A 17,280-nucleotide genomic window follows, 5' to 3' on the forward strand; every position below is an offset into this window, starting at 1 on the left:
CCCGCACGAGCGGTCGTAGGGTGGGCGCATGAGCACCGGCCCCGACCCGCATGAGGTGAGTGCCGACGATCTGCGCTACCTGCTGGCGGTGGCACGGGTCGGTCGGCTCGTCTCGGCGGCCGCACTGCTCGGCGTCGACCACACGACGGTGCGGCGTCGGCTCGATCGGCTCGAGGCGGCGCTCGGCGCTCGGCTGCTCGACCGCGGCGCTGATGGCTGGCAGCTGACGGCGATCGGACGCGACGTCGTCGAGCGCGCTGCCCCGCTCGATGCGCTCGTCGAGCAGGTGGTCGCGGCGGCGTCGGGCAGCGATGCGGTGCGCGGCACGGTGCGGGTGGCGGCGCCCGAAGGCTTCGGCTCGGTGTTCGCGGCTGCGGCGCTCGCGCGGGTGAGGGTCGAGCATCCCGGAATCGCGATCGAGCTCGTCACCTCGACGCGCCCGCTCAGTCTGCGCGGGTCGGGTTTCGATCTCGCGATCACAGTGGGGGCGTCTGCGGGCTCGCGCGTCACGGCCGAGCTGCTCACCGAGTATTCGCTTCGGCTGTACGCGGCGCCTGAATACCTCGAGGCACGGCCGCCGATTCGCACGCTCGCCGACCTCGAGGGCCATGACCTGGTCTTCTATGTGGATGCCCTGCTCACGGTGCGCGAACTCGACCTCGAGTCGCTCGCACTCGAGGGCATGCGGCTCGGGTTCGGGTCGACGAACGTGTTCGCACAGCTCGAGGCCACGCGAGCCGGAGCGGGCATCGGGCTGCTGCACGCCTTCATGGGCGAGGGCGCGGCGGGCCTTGAGCGCGTGCTGCCGGGGGTCGTCGACTTCAGGCTGCCGTTCATGCTGTCGCAGCGTCCAGACAGCCCTGCGGTCGACGCCGTGGCGATCGTGCGCGAGGCTCTCGTGCGCGCGGTCGATGAGCGGCGTGACGAGCTGCTGCCCCCGGGGTAGAGGGTGTGCGTTCTTGCACATGGCCTGTGCGTCAATGGCGCTTGATCGCAGATGACTGAGGGCGCACACTGGGGGCAGGGCCCCACGCACGGCGGCTCGTGAAGCGAAGGAGCACGACATGTCGGTCGTTCAGCACTGGGTCAACGGAGCCGCGTTCGCGGGAGCATCCACCCGCACCGCCCCCGTCTACAACCCCGCTACGGGCGAGGCGCAGCGCCAGGTCGCGCTCGCGACGACGGCCGACGTCGACCACGCCGTGCAGGCGGCGAAGGCCGCGTTCGCGGGCTGGTCGAACACCTCGATCGCCAAGCGCCAGCAGATCATGTTCGCGTTTCGCGAGGGCCTCAACGCGCGCAAGGACGAGCTCGCGGCGATTCTCACCAACGAGCACGGCAAGGTGCTGAGCGATGCGGGCGGCGAGATCGCGCGCGGCCTCGAGGTCGTCGAGCTGGCCACGTCGATTCCGCAGCTCATGAAGGGCGAGTTCAGCGAGAACGTGTCGACGGGCGTCGACGTCTACTCGATTCGCCAGGCCCTCGGCGTCGTGGGCATCATCAGCCCCTTCAACTTTCCGGCGATGGTGCCGCTGTGGTTCTTTCCGCTCGCGATCGCGGCGGGCAACACCGTCGTGCTGAAGCCCTCGGAGAAAGACCCGAGCGCGGCGATCTGGATGGCCGAGCTCTTCAAGGAGAGCGGACTGCCCGACGGCGTCTTCAACGTCGTCAACGGCGATAAAGAGAGCGTGGATGCTCTGCTCGAGCACCCCGATGTGGCCAGCATCTCGTTCGTGGGCTCGACGCCGATCGCCAAGTACATCTACGAGACCGCCTCGAAGCACGGCAAGCGTGTGCAGGCGCTCGGCGGGGCGAAGAACCACATGCTCGTGCTGCCCGACGCCGACCTCGACCTCGTGGCCGACTCGGCCGTCAACGCTGGCTTCGGCTCTGCCGGCGAGCGGTGCATGGCCATCTCGGTTGTCGTGGCCGTCGAGCCCGTGGCCGACGCCCTCATCGAGAAGATCCAGTCGCGCATGAGCGGCCTGAAGGTCGGCGACGGCACGCGCAACTGCGACATGGGCCCGCTCATCACGCGCGAGCACCGCGACAAGGTGGCGAGCTACCTCGAGATCGCCGAGACCGACGGCGCCTCAATCGTGGTCGACGGCCGTGGTATCGAGGTCGACGGCGACGCCAACGGCTTCTGGCTCGGCCCGACCCTCATCGACAAGGTGCCGACGAGCTCGAAGGTCTACACCGAAGAGATCTTCGGCCCCGTGCTCTCGGTCGTGCGCGTGAAAAGCTACGACGAGGGCCTCGCCCTCATCAACGGCTCGCAGTACGGCAACGGCACGGCGATCTTCACGAACGACGGCGGCGCAGCGCGCCGCTTCCAGAACGAGGTGACCGTGGGCATGGTCGGCATCAACGTGCCGATTCCCGTTCCGGTCGGCTACTACTCGTTCGGTGGCTGGAAGAACTCGCTGTTCGGCGACGCGAAGGCCTACGGCACGCAGGCGATTCCGTTCTTCACGCGCGAGAAGGCGGTCACCTCGCGCTGGCTCGACCCGAGCCACGGCGGCATCAACCTGGGCTTCCCGCAGAACTAGGGGCGATCTAGACGAAGCTGCGTGAGGGGTACGGAGCGATCAGCCGCACCACTCGATCTGCCTCTCCGACAACTGCCGCGACCATGTCGGTGGCGTCTTCGGGGTCGCTGACGCGCGCGGGGTCGACGGGGTCGAGCAGGTAGGCGATGCCCTGCGCGTGGGGGTAGTCGAGTGCGGGCGAAAGCGATCGAACGTCGGCGCCCGAGCCGCCGACGCGAAGGCCATCGACGGTGCGGATGCTCACCTCGCCGATCTGTGCCGCATCGACTTGCACGGTGGCGGGCAAGAAGTATTCGTTGCGGGGCTTGCCGAGGTCGATGGCACTGAAGTAGAGCAGCCCCTCGAAGTCATAGGTCTCGTAGTCGGCGTAGTGCGTTCCGTCGCCCAGGTTGAGCCCGGGTGCGGGCGCTGGCCCGAAGGCGAGCTCGAGCACCTCGAGAGCTGCCTCGGTCTCGTCGGCCCAGATGAACGAGCCGACGAGCGTGCCGTCGGTGTCGTAGAGCTCGACTCCGGCGCCGCGCACGACGAGCTCGCTGGGCACTGCTGCCTCGGGTTCGGGCGTGGCCGAGGGCGAGCTCGCTGGTGCGGCAGCGGTCGGGGTCGCCACGGGCGCCGGGGTCGAGCACCCCGCGAGGGCGACGAGCGTGAGTGCGGCCACTGCCGCGAGTCGAGTGCGCATGAGCCCAGCATTGCGCGTGCGAGTTGCGCGAGGCAATGAGCAGTATCTACTCGGGGTGCTCAACAATAGGTATGATCTATGCATGAACACTGCGGTTCACACGACTCTGCTCATGCACGACACCGTCGACGACGCGTTCGTCGAGCAGTACGCGCGCGACGGCTACGCGATTCTGCGCAGCGCCCTCACCCCGGCCGAAGTGGCTGAGGTCAACTCCGAAGCCTTGCGCATCTGCCGGGCCGGTCTGAACCCGGTCGATTCTGGGGCGGATGCTCACCCGGGGCAGAGCGACGCCGACGTCTTGCGGCAGTACCTGTGCATCCACCACCCGCACAAAATCAGCGACGTCGCCCGGCAGATCATGCACCACCCTCGGATCGTCGACGGCCTCACGCGGGTGATCGGCCCGAACGTCAAGGCTATGCAGTCGATGCTGTTCATCAAGAGCGAGGGCAAGCCCGGCCAGGCTTGGCATCAAGACGAGCACTTCATTCCGACGCGCGACCGCTCGCTCGCCGGGGTCTGGATCGCCCTCGACGACGCCACCACCGAGAATGGCTGCCTGTGGGTGCTGCCCGGCTCGCACGCGTGCGGCGTGCTCTACCCCGACCGCGAGCAGACCGACGAGCGCTTCGACTGCACCGACGAGGCCTTCGGGTTTCCGTACACGGACGACGAGGCGGTGCCGGTCGAGGTGCCCGCGGGCGCTGCGCTGTTCTTCAACGGCTACTTGCTGCACCGTTCGCTCGAGAACTCAGGCGCCCACGGCTACCGACGCGCGCTCGTCAACCACTACATGAGCGCCGAGTCGCTGCTGCCGTGGCAGAACGCCGAGGGTCGGCACTTCGCCGAGTACGACTTTCGCGACATCGTCATGGTTGCGGGCGAAGACCCGTATGCCTACAAGGGGCTGCGCGACCTCAACGTTCCCGGCTCGCGTGCCGACAAGTCGGGCGGCTGCGACCGCTGAGGCCGACCTCGCCTGTTGCGGTTCGCGACGCCGTCGGCAGTGCCGGGGGGCGACGGTGCCAACGTCAGCGCGAAAGGGCACCACCATCATCCTCGGCATAACATAAGTGCCTCACTTTGACGAGACGCCACACGTTTCGACGCCCGTCGCTCCGCGGGAGCTGGTGACTACGACGCTAGAAGAGGGTTTCAGCGCGCGACGCGACGTGCGTTGGGTTACCAGGCTGTAGCGGCGGCTAGGCGGTAAGTAGAAACTCCGAGAACGAGTCGACGGGCGTCTGGCCGAAGTAGTGCCCGTGCGTACGCATGACCGTATCGATGCTGTCCGAGCCAATGAGGACAATCTCATAGTCGACTTCGTCGTGATGAAGCTTCTCCGCGGCCGTGTACGCAGCAGTCGCACGCGTCGAATCCGAGTAGGTGTTGGTGCTGATGAGCTTCTGCTGCGAGTGGCTGTACACGAGCAAGAAGTGAACTGTGGGCGCTGGCATTATTCTCCCTTTCGGCGGAAGTAGCCATCGTTGATGACTTTCTCCCGGGCCTCGCGGAACTTCGTGATGGACGAATCGCTACGCGGCACTCCGTATTCGAGACTATAGATCATCTCACCAGCTCCTGAGAAGTAGTCCATGAGGCTTTCGGGGCCGACTCCGTCCTTGAGGGTAAGGCCGTGTCGCGAGTCCGTTCGCTCGATGGAGTCGGCCCATCTCTGTTGACCAACGGTTCGCAACTGCACTTCTATCTTGCGGTCGAACTTGAGGATGGTCAGGTGGTAGGCGCGATACCCCATTGACGTCGGCGAGTGCACGTTCCGACGCTCAGCGATGATGATGTCTTTCCAAGTGCGGCCCACATGCTCTCGAACATGCTCCAAGACGTCCGCGTCCGGGAGTACCGCTCGACAACCCCCGATGTCTTCGAGGCGAGCCAGACCGCCATGACCCATCCGGTTGAGCTTCCTCAGTATTCGAGGGACGCGCTTGAGTCTTTGGGAAACGATCGGTTGTACGCCGGTCTCGCTACGTACGATCTGACGAAGCCCCTGGGAAGTAGCACCGAGAGGTCTTTGATGCGCAGCGCGGTAGTCACTTACTACCCTTACGGCCGCGGCATATTTCTCCGGGTCGTAGTTCTTGACGAAGTCCACCCCGCTCATAGCAAGCAGATCGGACAAGTAGTCGCCCGCTTTGTTGATCTGGTTCTTGCTCGGTAATTGAGGGACGGATGGCACGGCCTGAGCATACGGGATGTGTGAGTTATGGTCAGTGGCGTATCCAGCGTTTTTGCCGTGCCGTGCCGTGCCGGGCACGGCGTCACCCCTCTCCGACAGAATGACTACATGCTCGATGCGAAGATCTCCCAACTTGTCGCCGACTATGGCGTCGAAGTGAAGGCGAAGCTGGCCGGCACGGGCGAGCCCGAAGAGGCGTTGCGCGTTCCCATCGAGCACCTCGTCACCGCGATTGGCGAGTTCGGCGGCAAGAAGACCATCCTCGACGGCGAGGCGCACCTCACCGAGCTGAGCTCGCGCCCCGACTTCGCCGTGCGGGTGAAGGGCGCCGTCGTCGGCTACATCGAGGTGAAGAAGGCGGGGCTCTCGCTCGACCCGAGCACGTTCTCGGGCCACAACCGGGACCAGTGGAACCGCCTGAAAGACCTGCCGAACCTCGTCTACACGAACGGCTCAGAGTGGCGCCTTTACCGGGGCGAGCCGCAACCCGCGCTCGTCGCGCAACTGAGCGGAGGCCCCCTCGATGTCGCCGGTGCCGCGCTGACCCCCGACTCGAACTTTGCGCACCTCGTCTCTGACTTCTTGAACTGGTACCCCGTGCCGATCAAGACCGTTCCCAAGCTCGTCAGCACGATCGCTCCGATCACGCGGATGCTGCGCACCAAGGTCATCGAACAGCTCGCCTTTGAGACCGCGCGGGTGAAAGCTGGCGCCCCGAAGCACCAGCAACTCTTTCTCGGCCTCGCGAACGACTGGCGCTCGCTGCTGTTTCCCGACGCGAGCGACGAGGTCTTCGCCGACGGCTATGCCCAGACGGTCACCTTTGCTCTGCTGCTCGCGCGCACCGAGCAGATCGACCTCGAGTCGACGAGTCTCTATGAGGTCGGCCAGCAGCTTGGCGCCGACCACTCGCTCATGGGCAAAGCCTTGCAGTTGCTCACGAACGATGTGAAGGGCGACTTCGTTCCGACGATCGACCTGCTACGGCGGGTGATCGGCGCGGTGCAGTGGGATGCCGTGCGCAAGAACAAAGACACCTACCTACACCTCTACGAGAACTTTCTCGCCGAGTATGATCCCGAACTACGTAAAGCCACCGGCACCTACTACACCCCGCACGAGGTCGTCGATCAGATGGTGCGCTTGGCCGAAGAGGCGCTCGTCATCAAGCTCGGCAAGCCCAAGGGTTTTCTCGACCCGAGCGTAACCACGATCGACCCCGCGATGGGCACCGGCACCTTTCTCCACTCGATCATCGAGCATGTAGCCGAGAAGGTCGAGCACACCGAAGGCCCCGGTGCCGTGCCCGGTACGATCACCGAGCTCGCCTCGCGGCTGATCGGCTTCGAGCTGCAGCTCGGCTCGTACACGGTCGCCGAGCTGCGCACCACCGACCTGCTGCGCAGCTACAAAGCGAACCCGCCTAAGGGTGGAATGCGCATGTTCGTGGCCGACACGCTCTCTTGATCCGGATGCTGATGTCACCGCGATCTCGTCTGGTCTCGCCGCGATTTCGGAGAGCAAGCGGCAGGCCAACCGCATCAAGGCCGACGTGCCGGTCACGGTCGTCATCGGAAACCCGCCCTACGCCGAGCGTGCGGAGGGCATGGGTGGCTGGATCGAGAAAGGCTCGGCCGCTACACGCAACGACAAGAAGTCGGTCGCGAAGGCAAAGCTCGATGACTTTCGGATGCCCGGCAACGGTCTCACCGAGTACGTGCTCAAGAACCTCTACATCTACTTCTGGCGCTGGGCGACGTGGAAGGTCTTTGAGTCGGTGCCTGCCGACCAGGCCGGTGTCGTGTGCTTCATCTCGACCGCCGGGTACCTGCGCGGGCCTGGCTTCAAGGGCATGCGCTCGTACTTACGCCGCGAGGCCGACGAAGGCTGGATCATCGACCTCACCCCCGAGGGCCAGACGCCGGACGTTCCGTCCCGCATCTTCCCCGGTGTGCGCCAGCAGCTTGCCATCGGCATATTCGTGCGCCGGGCCGACCACGACGCCGCGACTCCCGCGCCCATTCAATACCGGTCGCTGCACGGGAAGCAGGCTGACAAGTTCCGGGCTCTCGCGCAGCTCGATCTGACGACTGGGTGGGAGCGTGCGCGTGATGGGCTGACCGAACCGCTCACGCCCGCCGCCGGCGCGTGGGACGCCTTTCCCGCGGTCGGCGATCTACTCGCCTGGGTCTCGCCAGGAGTTAAGGCCAACCGAACGTGGGTGTACGCGCCGAGTGCAGCAATCCTTCGCGATAGATGGTCGACATTGCGAACCTCACGCGGTACATCGAACTTTGTGTCCAACTTCAAGGTCACCCGGGACTCTCGAGTGGACCAGGGCAAAGCCCCGCTTTCTGGCTCGGCCAGCGTGGATTCGACCGTTGGCCTGGACAAGTCGATGGATGGTGAGCCCGATACGAGTCGTGTCTCCTACCGTTCGCTGGACCGACAGTGGATAGTTAGCGACCACCGCGTTATTGATCAAGCACGTCCGGACCTTTGGGCTGCCAACGAAGCCGCCAGGTCCGTCTTCGTGAACGAGCAGCATTCGAAGCCCATTTCAAGCGGACCGGCATTGACGTTTTCCGCGCTACTTCCAGACATGGACAACTTCAAGGGGAGCGAGGGTGGCCGAACCCTGCCGCTCCTGCACCCCGACGGAACCCCGAACCTCGCGCCGGGGCTGCTGGAGGGGCTCGCCGCCGAGGCGAGCATCCAGGCTGATCATGAAGACCTGCTCGCCTACGTGGCGGGGGTCGTCGCGCATCCGGCGTTCACGGCGACCTTCGTCGACGAGCTGACCACTCCGGGGGTGCGCGTGCCGATCACGCGTGATGTGGCGCTGTGGGCGCGGGCCGTCGAGCTCGGGCGCGAAGTGATCTGGCTGCACACCTACGCCGAGCGCTACGTCGACCCCGCCGCGGGGCGCGAAGCCGGCAATGTTCGCAGCGGCTGGCCGATGGATGCTCAACCCAAGTCGCTCGAAGCCGTCACCACCATGCCGGTGAAACTGCAGTACGACGACGTGCGCGGGCACATCGTGTTCACCGACGATGACGGCGACCGCAACGGAGCCTGGGGTCCGGTGCCGCGCGAGGTCTTCGACTACACCGTCGGCGGCATGAACGTCATCAGCAGCTGGTTCAAGTACCGCAAGAAGAACCCCGGCGGCAAGAAGACGAGCCCGCTCGACGACATCCACGTCGACGAGTGGCCGCACGAGTGGACGCTTGAGTTCACCGAACTGCTGACCGTGTTGACGCGGCTTGTGAGTCTTGAGCCCGCTCAAGCGGAGCTGCTTGAGCAGGTGCTTGCCGGTTCGTTGATCACGAAGGACGAGTTGGCGTCGGCGGGGGTGCGGTGGCCAGAGACGCGCGACGACCGCAAGCCGCGCCGCAAGGTGGCCGCCAACACTCTCGACATTTTCGGCGACGAGACCGAGTAGTGAGGGAGTTCGCGAAGCATGAGGCGCGGTGACTACATCGTCTATGTGGACGAAAGCGGCGACCACAACCTGGTTGACTTCGACCCTCACTACCCGCGCTTCGTGCTCGCATTCTGCATAGTCAAGATCGACCACTACGTCGATCACGTCGTGCCATTCGTGCAGCGCCTCAAGTTCGATTTCTTCGGCCATGACATGGTCGTTCTTCATGAGCGGGAGATCCGCCAGAGGGCTCAACCATTCGACATTCTGATGAGGGAGGACACTCGCACGAAGTTCATGAGTCGCCTCGATGAGTTAATCAGTTCTTCTCGAATCGGAATCGTCGCAACGGTGATCCGCAAGCCAGAGTTCCGCGATCGTCGGGGCTCACAGTTGAACCCCTACGAAGTAGCCCTCGAGTTCGGCCTCGAACGCGTCTTCCTTCAACTCCAGGTTCGGGGACAAGTGGGGCGCAAGACATTCGTTGTTTTCGAGGGTCGAGGCCGTCTCGAAGACAAGGAACTCGAACTCGCCTTCAGGCGAATTCTCGACACCACGAAAATGCGCGGCATGGCGCAGACGCTGGACTTCATGTGTGTCGACAAGAAGACCAACAGTTCGGGACTACAGATCGCAGACCTTGTCGCACGACCCATCGGTATCCACGACTTAAGGCCGAAGCAGCCGAACCACGCCTGGGCCGTCATCGAGCCGAAGCTGGTCAAGTCTGACGACGGGCAGGTGCGCGGCTACGGGCTCAAGATTTACCCGTGAAAGCGAAAAGCCCCCGGAAATCCAGGGGCTAGACGCCGACCGGGCACTCCCAGTCCACTTGCCCAAAGTCTACCAAAGTAGACCCATCGGTGCACTAGTTCTCCCGAGCCAGGGACTCGATCCTCGACCATGGGATGAGCCTGCGGATCGCCGCGCATTGAGAGGCAGGTCGGCCGAAACCGCTAGCCGATTGAGCCGCTCCATGCACCACCTCCGGATCTTCGCCCAATGCTTCCGCGATCCACAACAAGCCCGGCGCGCACTGGAAGTGGTTGTAGGCGTGCCGCGCGCCAAGCCCGCGCGTCACTCGCCCGTATGCTCCTGGCCCGTCGATCTCGTCGAGCCACGCAGTGACGTGCTCTTGTTGGCTCGACCACCAGTGCGCACCCGGAAGGTATACCCGCTCGTACTCGTCAGAGATCGGATAGTGCGGCTCGGCTCTGCGAAGAATTTCGGCAAACTCTGCGCCAGTCATGTCGAACCGTTCTGCCATATTCGCTTTACCCGCCGCCTAAGCCAGCGCGGCAGGACGACGGTCGGCAGCATCTACATCAGCCGCTGCGCCGGTTCGCCCGACGCTCGTGCCGCAGATGCGCGCGAGGTCGGCGACCTCGGTCACGTCGTGCCGCTTCGCCGCGTGCACGATGATCGCGGCGCAGGCCTCGGCGTCGGCGAGGGCGTCGTGGTGGGCGAAGTCTTCGAAGCCGGCGGCCATCGCCGCGACGGGCAGGCGGTACGAGTCGAGGTGGTAGGTCTTGCGGGCGACCCGCAGGCTGCACACGTACGACAGTCTCGGCACCTCGAGCGCGCTCGCCCGCTGCGCGGCGCTCAGCACGCCTATGTCGAACCCCGCGTTGTGGGCCGCGAGGGTGTCGCCGTCGACGAAGTCGAGCAAAGCATCCACCTGTTCAGACCACAGGGGAGCGTCGACGATGTCGGCGGCGGTGATGCCGTGGATGCGCGTGTTCCACTCGAGCATGTCGTCGAAGCCGAACGGCGGGCGGATCAGCCAGCCCGCGCGATCGACCACTCGGCCATCGCGCACCTTCACGAGCCCCACCGAGCACGCCGAGGCCGCATTGTTGTTGGCGGTCTCGAAGTCGATCGCGGTGAAGTTCAGCGGCACCCCTCGATGCTCGCATGCGCCGCCGACGCGGCACGTCGGGCACGCCGCGCGGGCCTAGCCTTAGCTGGTGAACCTGCTTCGCCGCTACTCGCCCGCCGTGCTGGCGCAATTGTTCTGGGCCATGAACTTCGTCGTCGCCGATCGGGTGATCGCCGAGTTCACGCCGCTCGAGCTGACGTTCTTGCGCTGGCTCGGCGCGTTTCCGATTCTGCTCGTGATCACCGTGTTCATCGAGCGACGGCACCGAGACAAGTGGCGGCTCGCGGCGCGCGAGTGGTGGATCCACGTCATTCAGGCCGTGCTCGGCATGGTCGGATACACCCTGCTGCTGTACGCGGCACTCGAGACCACCTCGCCGGTGAACGCGAGCGTGATCAGCGCCGTCAACCCCGCGCTCATCGCGCTCGCCGCCGTCGTGGTGCTGGGCGAGCGCATCCGTCGCGGGGGTGTGCTCGGCATCGTCATCTCGTTCGTCGGCGTCGTCATCGTGGTGGTGCTCGGCGGGTCTGCTGCGGTCGAGGGGTTCAGCATCGTGCCCGGCGACCTGCTCATTCTCGGAGCCATCGCCACCTGGACCGCCTACGTCATCATCAGCCGCCGCATCACGACTCCGCCGATCACGGCGACGACCGTGCAGGTGGGGCTGAGCGCGCTCATGCTCGCGCCGGTCATGGCTATCGTCGGCATCCAGGCCCAACCGACCGCCGAAGGCTGGTGGGGGCTGGCGCTCATCATCGTCTTTCCGAGCGCGCTCGCCTACCTGCTGTGGAACGTCGCCGTCACCCAGCTCGGCCCGTCGCGCACGGGAGTCTTCTTGAACCTGCTGCCCGTCTTCACGGCGATCATCGCCGTCTCGCTCGGTGATGCTCTCACCGTCTGGCAGGTGATCGGTGGTCTCGTCGTGCTCGCGGGCGTGTATCTGACGACGAGGCCGGGGGCGACGGTGGCGGCGGTGGATGCTCGCGCCGAGCATCCACCGAGGGAATAGTTCTTCATTCGCACGCATTGACTCGGGTATGACGAAGCTCGGGTTTCTCTCGTTCGGGCACTGGCAAGACGTGCCCGGTTCGCGCACGCGCACCGGTGCCGAAGTGCTGCAGCAGGCGATCGAGCTTGCAGTCGCGGCCGAAGAGGTCGGCGTCGACGGCGCATACTTTCGAGTGCACCACTTCGCGCGGCAGCACGCGTCGCCATGGCCGTTGCTCGCCGCCGCGGGTGCGCGCACGAGCCGCATCGAGCTCGGCACCGGGGTCATCGACATGCGCTACGAGAACCCGCTCGCGATGGCCGAGCTCGCCGGGCAGGCCGACCTCATCGCGGGTGAGCGCCTGCAGCTCGGCATCAGCCGAGGGTCACCCGAGACGGTCGTCGACGGCTGGCGCGCGTTCGGTTTCGAGCCCGCCGAGGGTGAGACTGATGCCGACATGGCGCGGCGCCACACCGAGGTCTTCCGTCGAGCGATCGCTGGCGAAGGCTTCGCAGCGGGTAATCCGCGCATGACGGGCACGAGCGCTCCGCAGCCGGTTCAGCCGCAGTCGCCGAGTTTGAGCAACCGCATCTGGTGGGGTGCAGGCACCCGCGCGACCGCCGTCTGGACTGCCGAGCAGGGCATGAACCTCATGAGCTCGACGCTGCTCACCGAAGACACCGGGGTGCCGTTCGATGAGTTGCAGGCTGAGCAGATCGCGATGTTCCGGGCGGCGTGGGTGTCGGCTGCGCACGCGCGCACGCCTCGGGTGTCGGTGAGCCGCAGCATTCTGCCGATCATCGACGACGAGACGCAGTACTACTTCGGCGTGCAGGCGCAGGGGCCGCAAGAAGACCAGGTCGGCATTCTCGACGGATCCCGCTCGCGCTTCGGCCGCTCGTACATCGGCACGCCCGACGCGATCGCCGCCGAACTCGCCCGCGACGCGGCCGTGCAGGCCGCCGACACGCTGCTGGTGACAGTGCCGAACCAGCTCGGCGTCGAGTTCAACGCGCGCGTGCTGCAGTCGATCGTGCGCGACATCATGCCGGTCGTCGACGCCGAGGTCGCGCCCTCGCTGGCCTAGACGGGTCGCACGCTGAGGGCGAGGCCGTCAGCGCTCGCTGTGTCGAGCAGGATGCCGGCCTCGAGCTCGGCGAGGGTCATCCGCTGCTCGGCGCCGCTCCACTCGTCGCGCACGAGCCAGGCATCCGCGCTCGACGCGAGCAGGGGGTGCCAGCGCACCTCGGCGCCCACGGCAGACTCGGTGACCGCGAAGGTCGCGAGCTGCGCGCCATCGGGCCGCGGGGTGCACGCGAGACCCGTCACCCCGGCCGAAGAACCCGAGAGCACGGGCGGCACCGCGCGAGCATCCATCGACGCCGTACGCCAGTCGCGGTAGATCTCGATCGCGCGCTGCATCTCGGCAAGCTGCGAAGGCGCCCAGCCCGGCAGGTCGCCCATGAGAATCCACGGGCCGCCGACGAGGTACGGTGCGAGCTGCGCCCGCAGGGGCTTGTTCGGCTCATCGCCCATGTACTTGCTCGTCCACGACGAGGGCAGGTAGACGCCGAGGCCGAGGGCCGCGAGCCGGTTCTCCTCCGAACGGCACCAGTCGTCGCCGATCGTCGTGTCGTGGTGGGCGATCATCTGGAGGTCGAGGGGCTTGCCGCCGTTCCAGCAGTTCTCGATGAGCAGCGCGGGGTGCGACTCGCGCAGCGACGCCAGCACCGAGTACCAGCCCGCGACCCCAGCCGCCTCGCCTGCACCGGGGTCGTGCGTGTGGTGCTCGGCGTCGCACCGGCTGATGGTCTCGAAGTCGTGCAGCAGCCAGTCGACGCCGTCGCGCACCAGGCGGTCGAGGCAGGCGAGCACGTGCTCGCGCGCGGGCTCGTGCCCGAGGCACAGCGAATGGTTGCGGTGCGACACCATCTGGTGGCGGCCGTTCCAGGTGGCGAGCCAGTCGGGGTGCGCGGTCGCGACCGCCGAGTCGGGGGAGGCGTTGCCAGCCCCCACCCAGAGCCCGAGCTTCATTCCGCGATCGTGCGCAAGCGCGGCGATGCCGGCGACCCCGCCCGCGTAGCCGGCCTGCGCGTTCCAGTCGCCGACGTGGTCTTCCCAGCCCTTGTCGACCGTCACGACCTCGACGCCGAGGCCGGCCGCGACGTCGAAGAACGCCGTGACGCGCTCGGGGTCGATGTCGGTGCCGAAGCCCCAGGTGTCGGCGATGAGCGGTGGCGGGGCGGTGGATGCTCGGCTCGGCACCGTCGCGGCCAGCAGCTCGCGCAGCCAGGCCTCGGCGGTGTCGTGGCCGCCGACGCCGTGGCGCACGAACAGGCCCGGGAGGGCATCCGGGGCCGGAAGCTCGGCGGGGCGGAAGGTCTGCCACGGCAGGCGCGACTGCACGGTCAGACCGTGGTCGTCGGCGAGCAGGTCGAGCAGCACGCAGTCGCTGCGGTCGAGGGCCATCGCCAGCGCGACCTCCCGCCCGTCGGCGTCGACGCCTGCCACGGTGCACCAGCCGGCTGCATCCTGATAGCGCTCGTCGACCTCGGGGGAGTGCCCGACAGAGCGGTAGAGCACTCCGTCGTGGCGGTCGCCTTCGGGAAAGTCGAAGGGCGTGCGCGAGCCGCGTGCGTCGTCGTGATTGAGCACGGCGGCATCGGCGACCGAGTAGGCGCCGCTCACGAGCGTGCGCGGCCGGGCCGGGCTCATCGCGAGCTCATCGATGCGGAAGCCGCGAAACTTCGCATCCCACGTGAAGGGGTGCAGCACCCGCACGGTCACGTCGTGCCAGCCGTCGAGCCGCAGGCGGGCGACGATCGTGTCGCCGGGCTGTGCGGCGGAGTGGTCAGGACGCTCGGGGTGCGCGACGATGCGCTCGAAGCCGTTGGGCATGACTTAGATCATACCTTTGCTGTTGCCCCGAGGGGTTCGCACCCACGTCACCCGTTCGGGAACCCTCCTCCTGTTCCGGGACGGGTGCAGTGTTCCCCGTGGGGCGGGTGAGCCTGCGAGTGCCTCATCGACCCGAGCCCGCGGTAGTGCTCGATGGTCACGGCGGCAGGCGCAGCGCCTTGGCCAGCGAGCACGAACGGATGCTCTCCCGCGGGCGCCACGATCGCCGTCAGGTCTCCGCCCGGCCCGTTGAGGTGCGGCTCGACGACGTGCAGCACGAAGGCGGCGGGCACGGCGGCGTCGACCGCGGTGCCGCCCCGCCCGAACAATGACGCCCCCGTACCAGCGCCGCGCATCCGGAGCCCCGGTCGACCGCCGGTAGGCTGACCTCTCGTGGCTCTCACTATCGGCATCGTCGGCCTGCCCAACGTCGGCAAGTCCACCCTCTTCAACGCGCTCACCGAGAACGACGTGCTCGCGGCGAACTACCCGTTCGCCACGATCGAGCCCAACGTCGGGGTCGTCGAGCTGCCCGACCCTCGCCTTAAGGTGCTCGCCGAGATCTTCGGCAGCGAGCGCATCCTGCCCGCCGCCGTGTCGTTCGTCGACATCGCGGGCATCGTGAAGGGCGCGAGCGAGGGCGAGGGGCTCGGCAACCAGTTCCTCGCGAACATCCGCGAGTCCGACGCGATCGCGCAGGTTGTGCGCGCCTTCACCGACTCCGATGTCGTGCACGTCGCCGGAGCCGTCGACCCCGCCAGCGACATGGAGACCATCAACACCGAGCTCATGCTCGCCGACCTGCAGACGCTCGAGAAGGCGATCCCGCGGTATGAGAAAGAGGTGAAGGGCAAGAAGCTCGACCCCTCGGTCTTGCAAGCGGCACAGGATGCTCACGCGCTGCTCTCCGCCGGCACCACCCTCTCCTCCGCCGGATTCGACGCCGCGCCCATCCGCGAGCTCGGCCTGCTCAGCGCGAAGCCCTTCATCTACGTGTTCAACGTCGACGAGGGGGTGCTCGGCGACACCGCGCGCATGGACGAGCTCGCCGCGCTCGTGGCGCCCGCCAAGGCCGTCTTCCTCGACGCGAAGATCGAGAGCGAGCTCATCGGCATGGACGCCGACGACGCGGCCGAACTATTGGCGTCGACGGGTCAAGCCGAGAGCGGGCTCAACCAGCTGGCGCGCATCGGCTTCGACACCCTGGGTCTGCAGACCTACCTCACGGCCGGCCCGAAAGAGTCGCGCGCCTGGACGATCGGCAAAGGCTGGAAGGCTCCGCAGGCCGCGGGCGTCATCCACACCGACTTCGAGAAGGGCTTCATCAAGGCCGAGGTCATCGGCTTCGACGACCTCGTGGAGTGCGGCTCGGTCGCCGAGGCCCGCGCAAAGGGCAAGGCCCGCATCGAGGGCAAGGACTACGTCATGCAAGACGGCGACGTGGTCGAGTTCCGGTTTAACGTCTAACGCCCAACAGTGGCGCTCGTTGCCTGCACGCCGAACAACGTCGGCTTCGCAAACTCCCAGTAGCCGAAGAGGTCTCCGGCAGCGGCCTCGTCGCGGCCCGTGTCATCGGCTCCGGCTGTACCTCGATGGCTACCGTTCCTCGTGCGATGCAGTACAGGGTGGTTGAGTAGCTGGCGAGGCGTCCACAGTGATCGCTCTCTGAGGGCGATGTCGATGAACGGCTTGCTGAGGACGGTACTCAGCGGGAGGATGTCGCCTGCACCCCTCGGAACGCAACTCCACTCGGTGGCACACCGTGCACGCCAATATTCCTTGACAAGACTATTCGTGTATACGAATATAGAGTTGTGTTCGACTCGTTCAAGGCCGTGGCTGACCCCGCGCGATGGCGGCTGGTGGAGCTGCTGGCCGAGCGCCCTCGGCCTGTTGGTGTCCTTGCGCAACTCGCTGGGGCGCGTCAGCCACAGACGACGAAACATCTTCAGACGCTGGAGGCCGCAGGGCTCGTGACCGCACAGCGCAGCGCGCAGCGTCGTATCTACGCGCTTCGGCCTGATGCGTTGCGTGAGCTGGCTGCCGAGCTGTCGCGGATCGCGGACGTCAACGACCGGTCGAATCGTGAGACTTTTGATCGCTATGGCCAGAATCTGGAGATGGAGCGGCACACTGCCCAGCAGCCCGGCTGGGCAGATGGTCGTTCGTTCCGATTCCGCCGCGCCCTGGCGGCGCGACCCGACATTGTGTGGGCGCACCTGACAGAGCAGGCTTTGCTCCAGCAATGGTGGAAACCAGACGACCTGCGCGTCTCCCGGCTGGAGTTCGACGCCCGCTTCGGAGGGCGGATCGTGCACGAGTACCGGGATGTTGAGGACGTGGACGATGCGGATGTCGTCGCAGGTCACGCCGAGGGGGTCGTCGACCTCGTCGATCCGGAGAAGCGCCTCGCGTATCGCCTGTCACCGGTACTTCCCGACGGGCGCGTGGCCTTGACAGCGCACCTGGATATGCGCCTCTCCCCGGCACCGATCGGGACCGTGCTCGATGTCGAGTTCCGCATCACGGACTCGGCCGTCGAAGGAGCGGACTTCGTCGCCGGCATCGAGATCGGCTTCGGCCAGAGCCTCGACAAGCTCGCCGCGATCCTCAGCGCAGAGACCGCGGAGGGACGGTAGCTCCGCAATCACACCATC

At 66.4% G+C, this 17,280-nt stretch carries 16 protein-coding genes; 10 read left to right on the forward strand and 6 right to left on the reverse strand.

Annotated elements, in window-relative coordinates:
- Positions 1-28: 28 nt before the first annotated feature.
- Together KIT89_RS00265 and KIT89_RS00270 are read left to right on the forward strand one after the other, a co-directional pair.
- A complete protein-coding gene (locus tag KIT89_RS00265; protein WP_297602448.1) occupies positions 29-946 on the forward strand; it encodes a LysR family transcriptional regulator in 918 nt (305 codons plus the stop codon).
- Positions 947-1,064: 118 nt separating this feature from the next.
- Entirely contained in the window at positions 1,065-2,552 is a 1,488-nt protein-coding gene (locus KIT89_RS00270; RefSeq protein WP_297602449.1) for a CoA-acylating methylmalonate-semialdehyde dehydrogenase, read from the forward strand.
- 7 nt (positions 2,553-2,559) lie between these two features.
- Here KIT89_RS00270 and KIT89_RS00275 read toward each other — a convergent pair whose 3' ends face one another.
- Positions 2,560-3,231 carry a hypothetical protein gene (locus KIT89_RS00275; RefSeq protein WP_297602451.1) on the reverse strand — a complete coding sequence of 224 codons (672 nt, stop codon included), beginning with the start codon at positions 3,229-3,231 and terminating at the stop codon, positions 2,560-2,562.
- Positions 3,232-3,313: 82 nt separating this feature from the next.
- On the opposite strand from KIT89_RS00275, the gene KIT89_RS00280 reads away from it, so the two are divergent.
- Positions 3,314-4,201 (forward strand): phytanoyl-CoA dioxygenase family protein, encoded by an 888-nt coding sequence (locus tag KIT89_RS00280; RefSeq protein ID WP_297602452.1) that lies wholly within the window; start codon positions 3,314-3,316, stop codon positions 4,199-4,201.
- Between the two features lie 235 nt (positions 4,202-4,436).
- On the opposite strand, the gene KIT89_RS00285 is transcribed toward KIT89_RS00280, so the two are convergent.
- Together KIT89_RS00285 and KIT89_RS00290 are read right to left on the reverse strand one after the other, a co-directional pair.
- Entirely contained in the window at positions 4,437-4,661 is a 225-nt protein-coding gene (locus KIT89_RS00285; protein ID WP_297603979.1) for a hypothetical protein, read from the reverse strand.
- 29 nt (positions 4,662-4,690) lie between these two features.
- Positions 4,691-5,509, reverse strand: a complete 819-nt coding sequence (locus KIT89_RS00290) for a RelA/SpoT domain-containing protein (protein ID WP_297602453.1) — start codon at positions 5,507-5,509, stop codon at positions 4,691-4,693.
- A 30-nt stretch (positions 5,510-5,539) separates the two neighbouring features.
- Here KIT89_RS00290 and KIT89_RS00295 point away from each other — a divergent pair, with 30 nt between their 5' ends.
- From KIT89_RS00295 to KIT89_RS00305, 3 genes are all read left to right on the forward strand, one after another.
- Positions 5,540-6,898: an N-6 DNA methylase gene (locus tag KIT89_RS00295; protein ID WP_297602454.1), complete on the forward strand. Its 1,359-nt coding sequence runs from the start codon at positions 5,540-5,542 to the stop codon at positions 6,896-6,898.
- Positions 6,899-6,983: 85 nt separating this feature from the next.
- Positions 6,984-8,876: a type ISP restriction/modification enzyme gene (locus KIT89_RS00300; protein ID WP_297602455.1), complete on the forward strand. Its 1,893-nt coding sequence runs from the start codon at positions 6,984-6,986 to the stop codon at positions 8,874-8,876.
- Between the two features lie 18 nt (positions 8,877-8,894).
- Positions 8,895-9,632, forward strand: a complete 738-nt coding sequence (locus KIT89_RS00305; RefSeq protein ID WP_297602456.1) for a DUF3800 domain-containing protein — start codon at positions 8,895-8,897, stop codon at positions 9,630-9,632.
- Positions 9,633-10,143: 511 nt separating this feature from the next.
- On the opposite strand, the gene KIT89_RS00310 is transcribed toward KIT89_RS00305, so the two are convergent.
- Positions 10,144-10,758, reverse strand: coding sequence for an exonuclease domain-containing protein (locus KIT89_RS00310; protein ID WP_297602457.1), 615 nt, complete (start codon positions 10,756-10,758; stop codon positions 10,144-10,146).
- A 67-nt stretch (positions 10,759-10,825) separates the two neighbouring features.
- Between KIT89_RS00310 and KIT89_RS00315 the strand changes: the two genes are divergently transcribed.
- A complete protein-coding gene (locus KIT89_RS00315) occupies positions 10,826-11,746 on the forward strand; it encodes a DMT family transporter (RefSeq protein ID WP_297602458.1) in 921 nt (306 codons plus the stop codon).
- Positions 11,747-11,774: 28 nt separating this feature from the next.
- A complete protein-coding gene (locus KIT89_RS00320; RefSeq protein WP_297602459.1) occupies positions 11,775-12,812 on the forward strand; it encodes an LLM class flavin-dependent oxidoreductase in 1,038 nt (345 codons plus the stop codon).
- Here KIT89_RS00320 and KIT89_RS00325 read toward each other — a convergent pair.
- Positions 12,809-14,623 (reverse strand): glycoside hydrolase family 36 protein, encoded by a 1,815-nt coding sequence (locus KIT89_RS00325; protein WP_297602460.1) that lies wholly within the window; start codon positions 14,621-14,623, stop codon positions 12,809-12,811. The genes KIT89_RS00320 and KIT89_RS00325 overlap by 4 nt on opposite strands.
- Positions 14,624-14,670: 47 nt before the next feature.
- The gene (locus KIT89_RS00330; protein ID WP_297602461.1) at positions 14,671-14,979 is read right to left on the reverse strand and encodes a gamma-glutamyltransferase; all 309 of its coding nucleotides are present in this window, start codon (positions 14,977-14,979) and stop codon (positions 14,671-14,673) included.
- Positions 14,980-15,016: 37 nt separating this feature from the next.
- Here KIT89_RS00330 and ychF point away from each other — a divergent pair, with 37 nt between their 5' ends.
- Together ychF and KIT89_RS00340 are read left to right on the forward strand one after the other, a co-directional pair.
- Positions 15,017-16,090: a redox-regulated ATPase YchF gene (ychF, locus tag KIT89_RS00335; RefSeq protein WP_297602462.1), complete on the forward strand. Its 1,074-nt coding sequence runs from the start codon at positions 15,017-15,019 to the stop codon at positions 16,088-16,090.
- A gap of 347 nt (positions 16,091-16,437) precedes the next feature.
- A complete protein-coding gene (locus KIT89_RS00340) occupies positions 16,438-17,262 on the forward strand; it encodes a metalloregulator ArsR/SmtB family transcription factor (protein WP_297602463.1) in 825 nt (274 codons plus the stop codon).
- Positions 17,263-17,280: the final 18 nt, after the last annotated feature.

The organism is Microcella sp. (genome assembly GCF_025808395.1).
GTDB lineage: Bacteria > Actinomycetota > Actinomycetes > Actinomycetales > Microbacteriaceae > Microcella.

What these genes read in the sequence shown, in the direction of transcription:
- KIT89_RS00295 (WP_297602454.1), top strand. Translation starts at nt 5,540, where the DNA reads ATGCTCGATGCGAAGATCTCCCAACTTGTCGCCGACTATGGCGTCGAA.
- KIT89_RS00270 (WP_297602449.1), top strand. Translation starts at nt 1,065, where the DNA reads ATGTCGGTCGTTCAGCACTGGGTCAACGGAGCCGCGTTCGCGGGAGCA.
- KIT89_RS00320 (WP_297602459.1), top strand. Translation starts at nt 11,775, where the DNA reads ATGACGAAGCTCGGGTTTCTCTCGTTCGGGCACTGGCAAGACGTGCCC.
- KIT89_RS00265 (WP_297602448.1), top strand. Translation starts at nt 29, where the DNA reads ATGAGCACCGGCCCCGACCCGCATGAGGTGAGTGCCGACGATCTGCGC.
- KIT89_RS00325 (WP_297602460.1), bottom strand. Translation starts at nt 14,623, where the DNA reads ATGCCCAACGGCTTCGAGCGCATCGTCGCGCACCCCGAGCGTCCTGAC.
- KIT89_RS00330 (WP_297602461.1), bottom strand. Translation starts at nt 14,979, where the DNA reads ATGCGCGGCGCTGGTACGGGGGCGTCATTGTTCGGGCGGGGCGGCACC.
- KIT89_RS00275 (WP_297602451.1), bottom strand. Translation starts at nt 3,231, where the DNA reads ATGCGCACTCGACTCGCGGCAGTGGCCGCACTCACGCTCGTCGCCCTC.
- KIT89_RS00305 (WP_297602456.1), top strand. Translation starts at nt 8,895, where the DNA reads ATGAGGCGCGGTGACTACATCGTCTATGTGGACGAAAGCGGCGACCAC.
- KIT89_RS00280 (WP_297602452.1), top strand. Translation starts at nt 3,314, where the DNA reads ATGAACACTGCGGTTCACACGACTCTGCTCATGCACGACACCGTCGAC.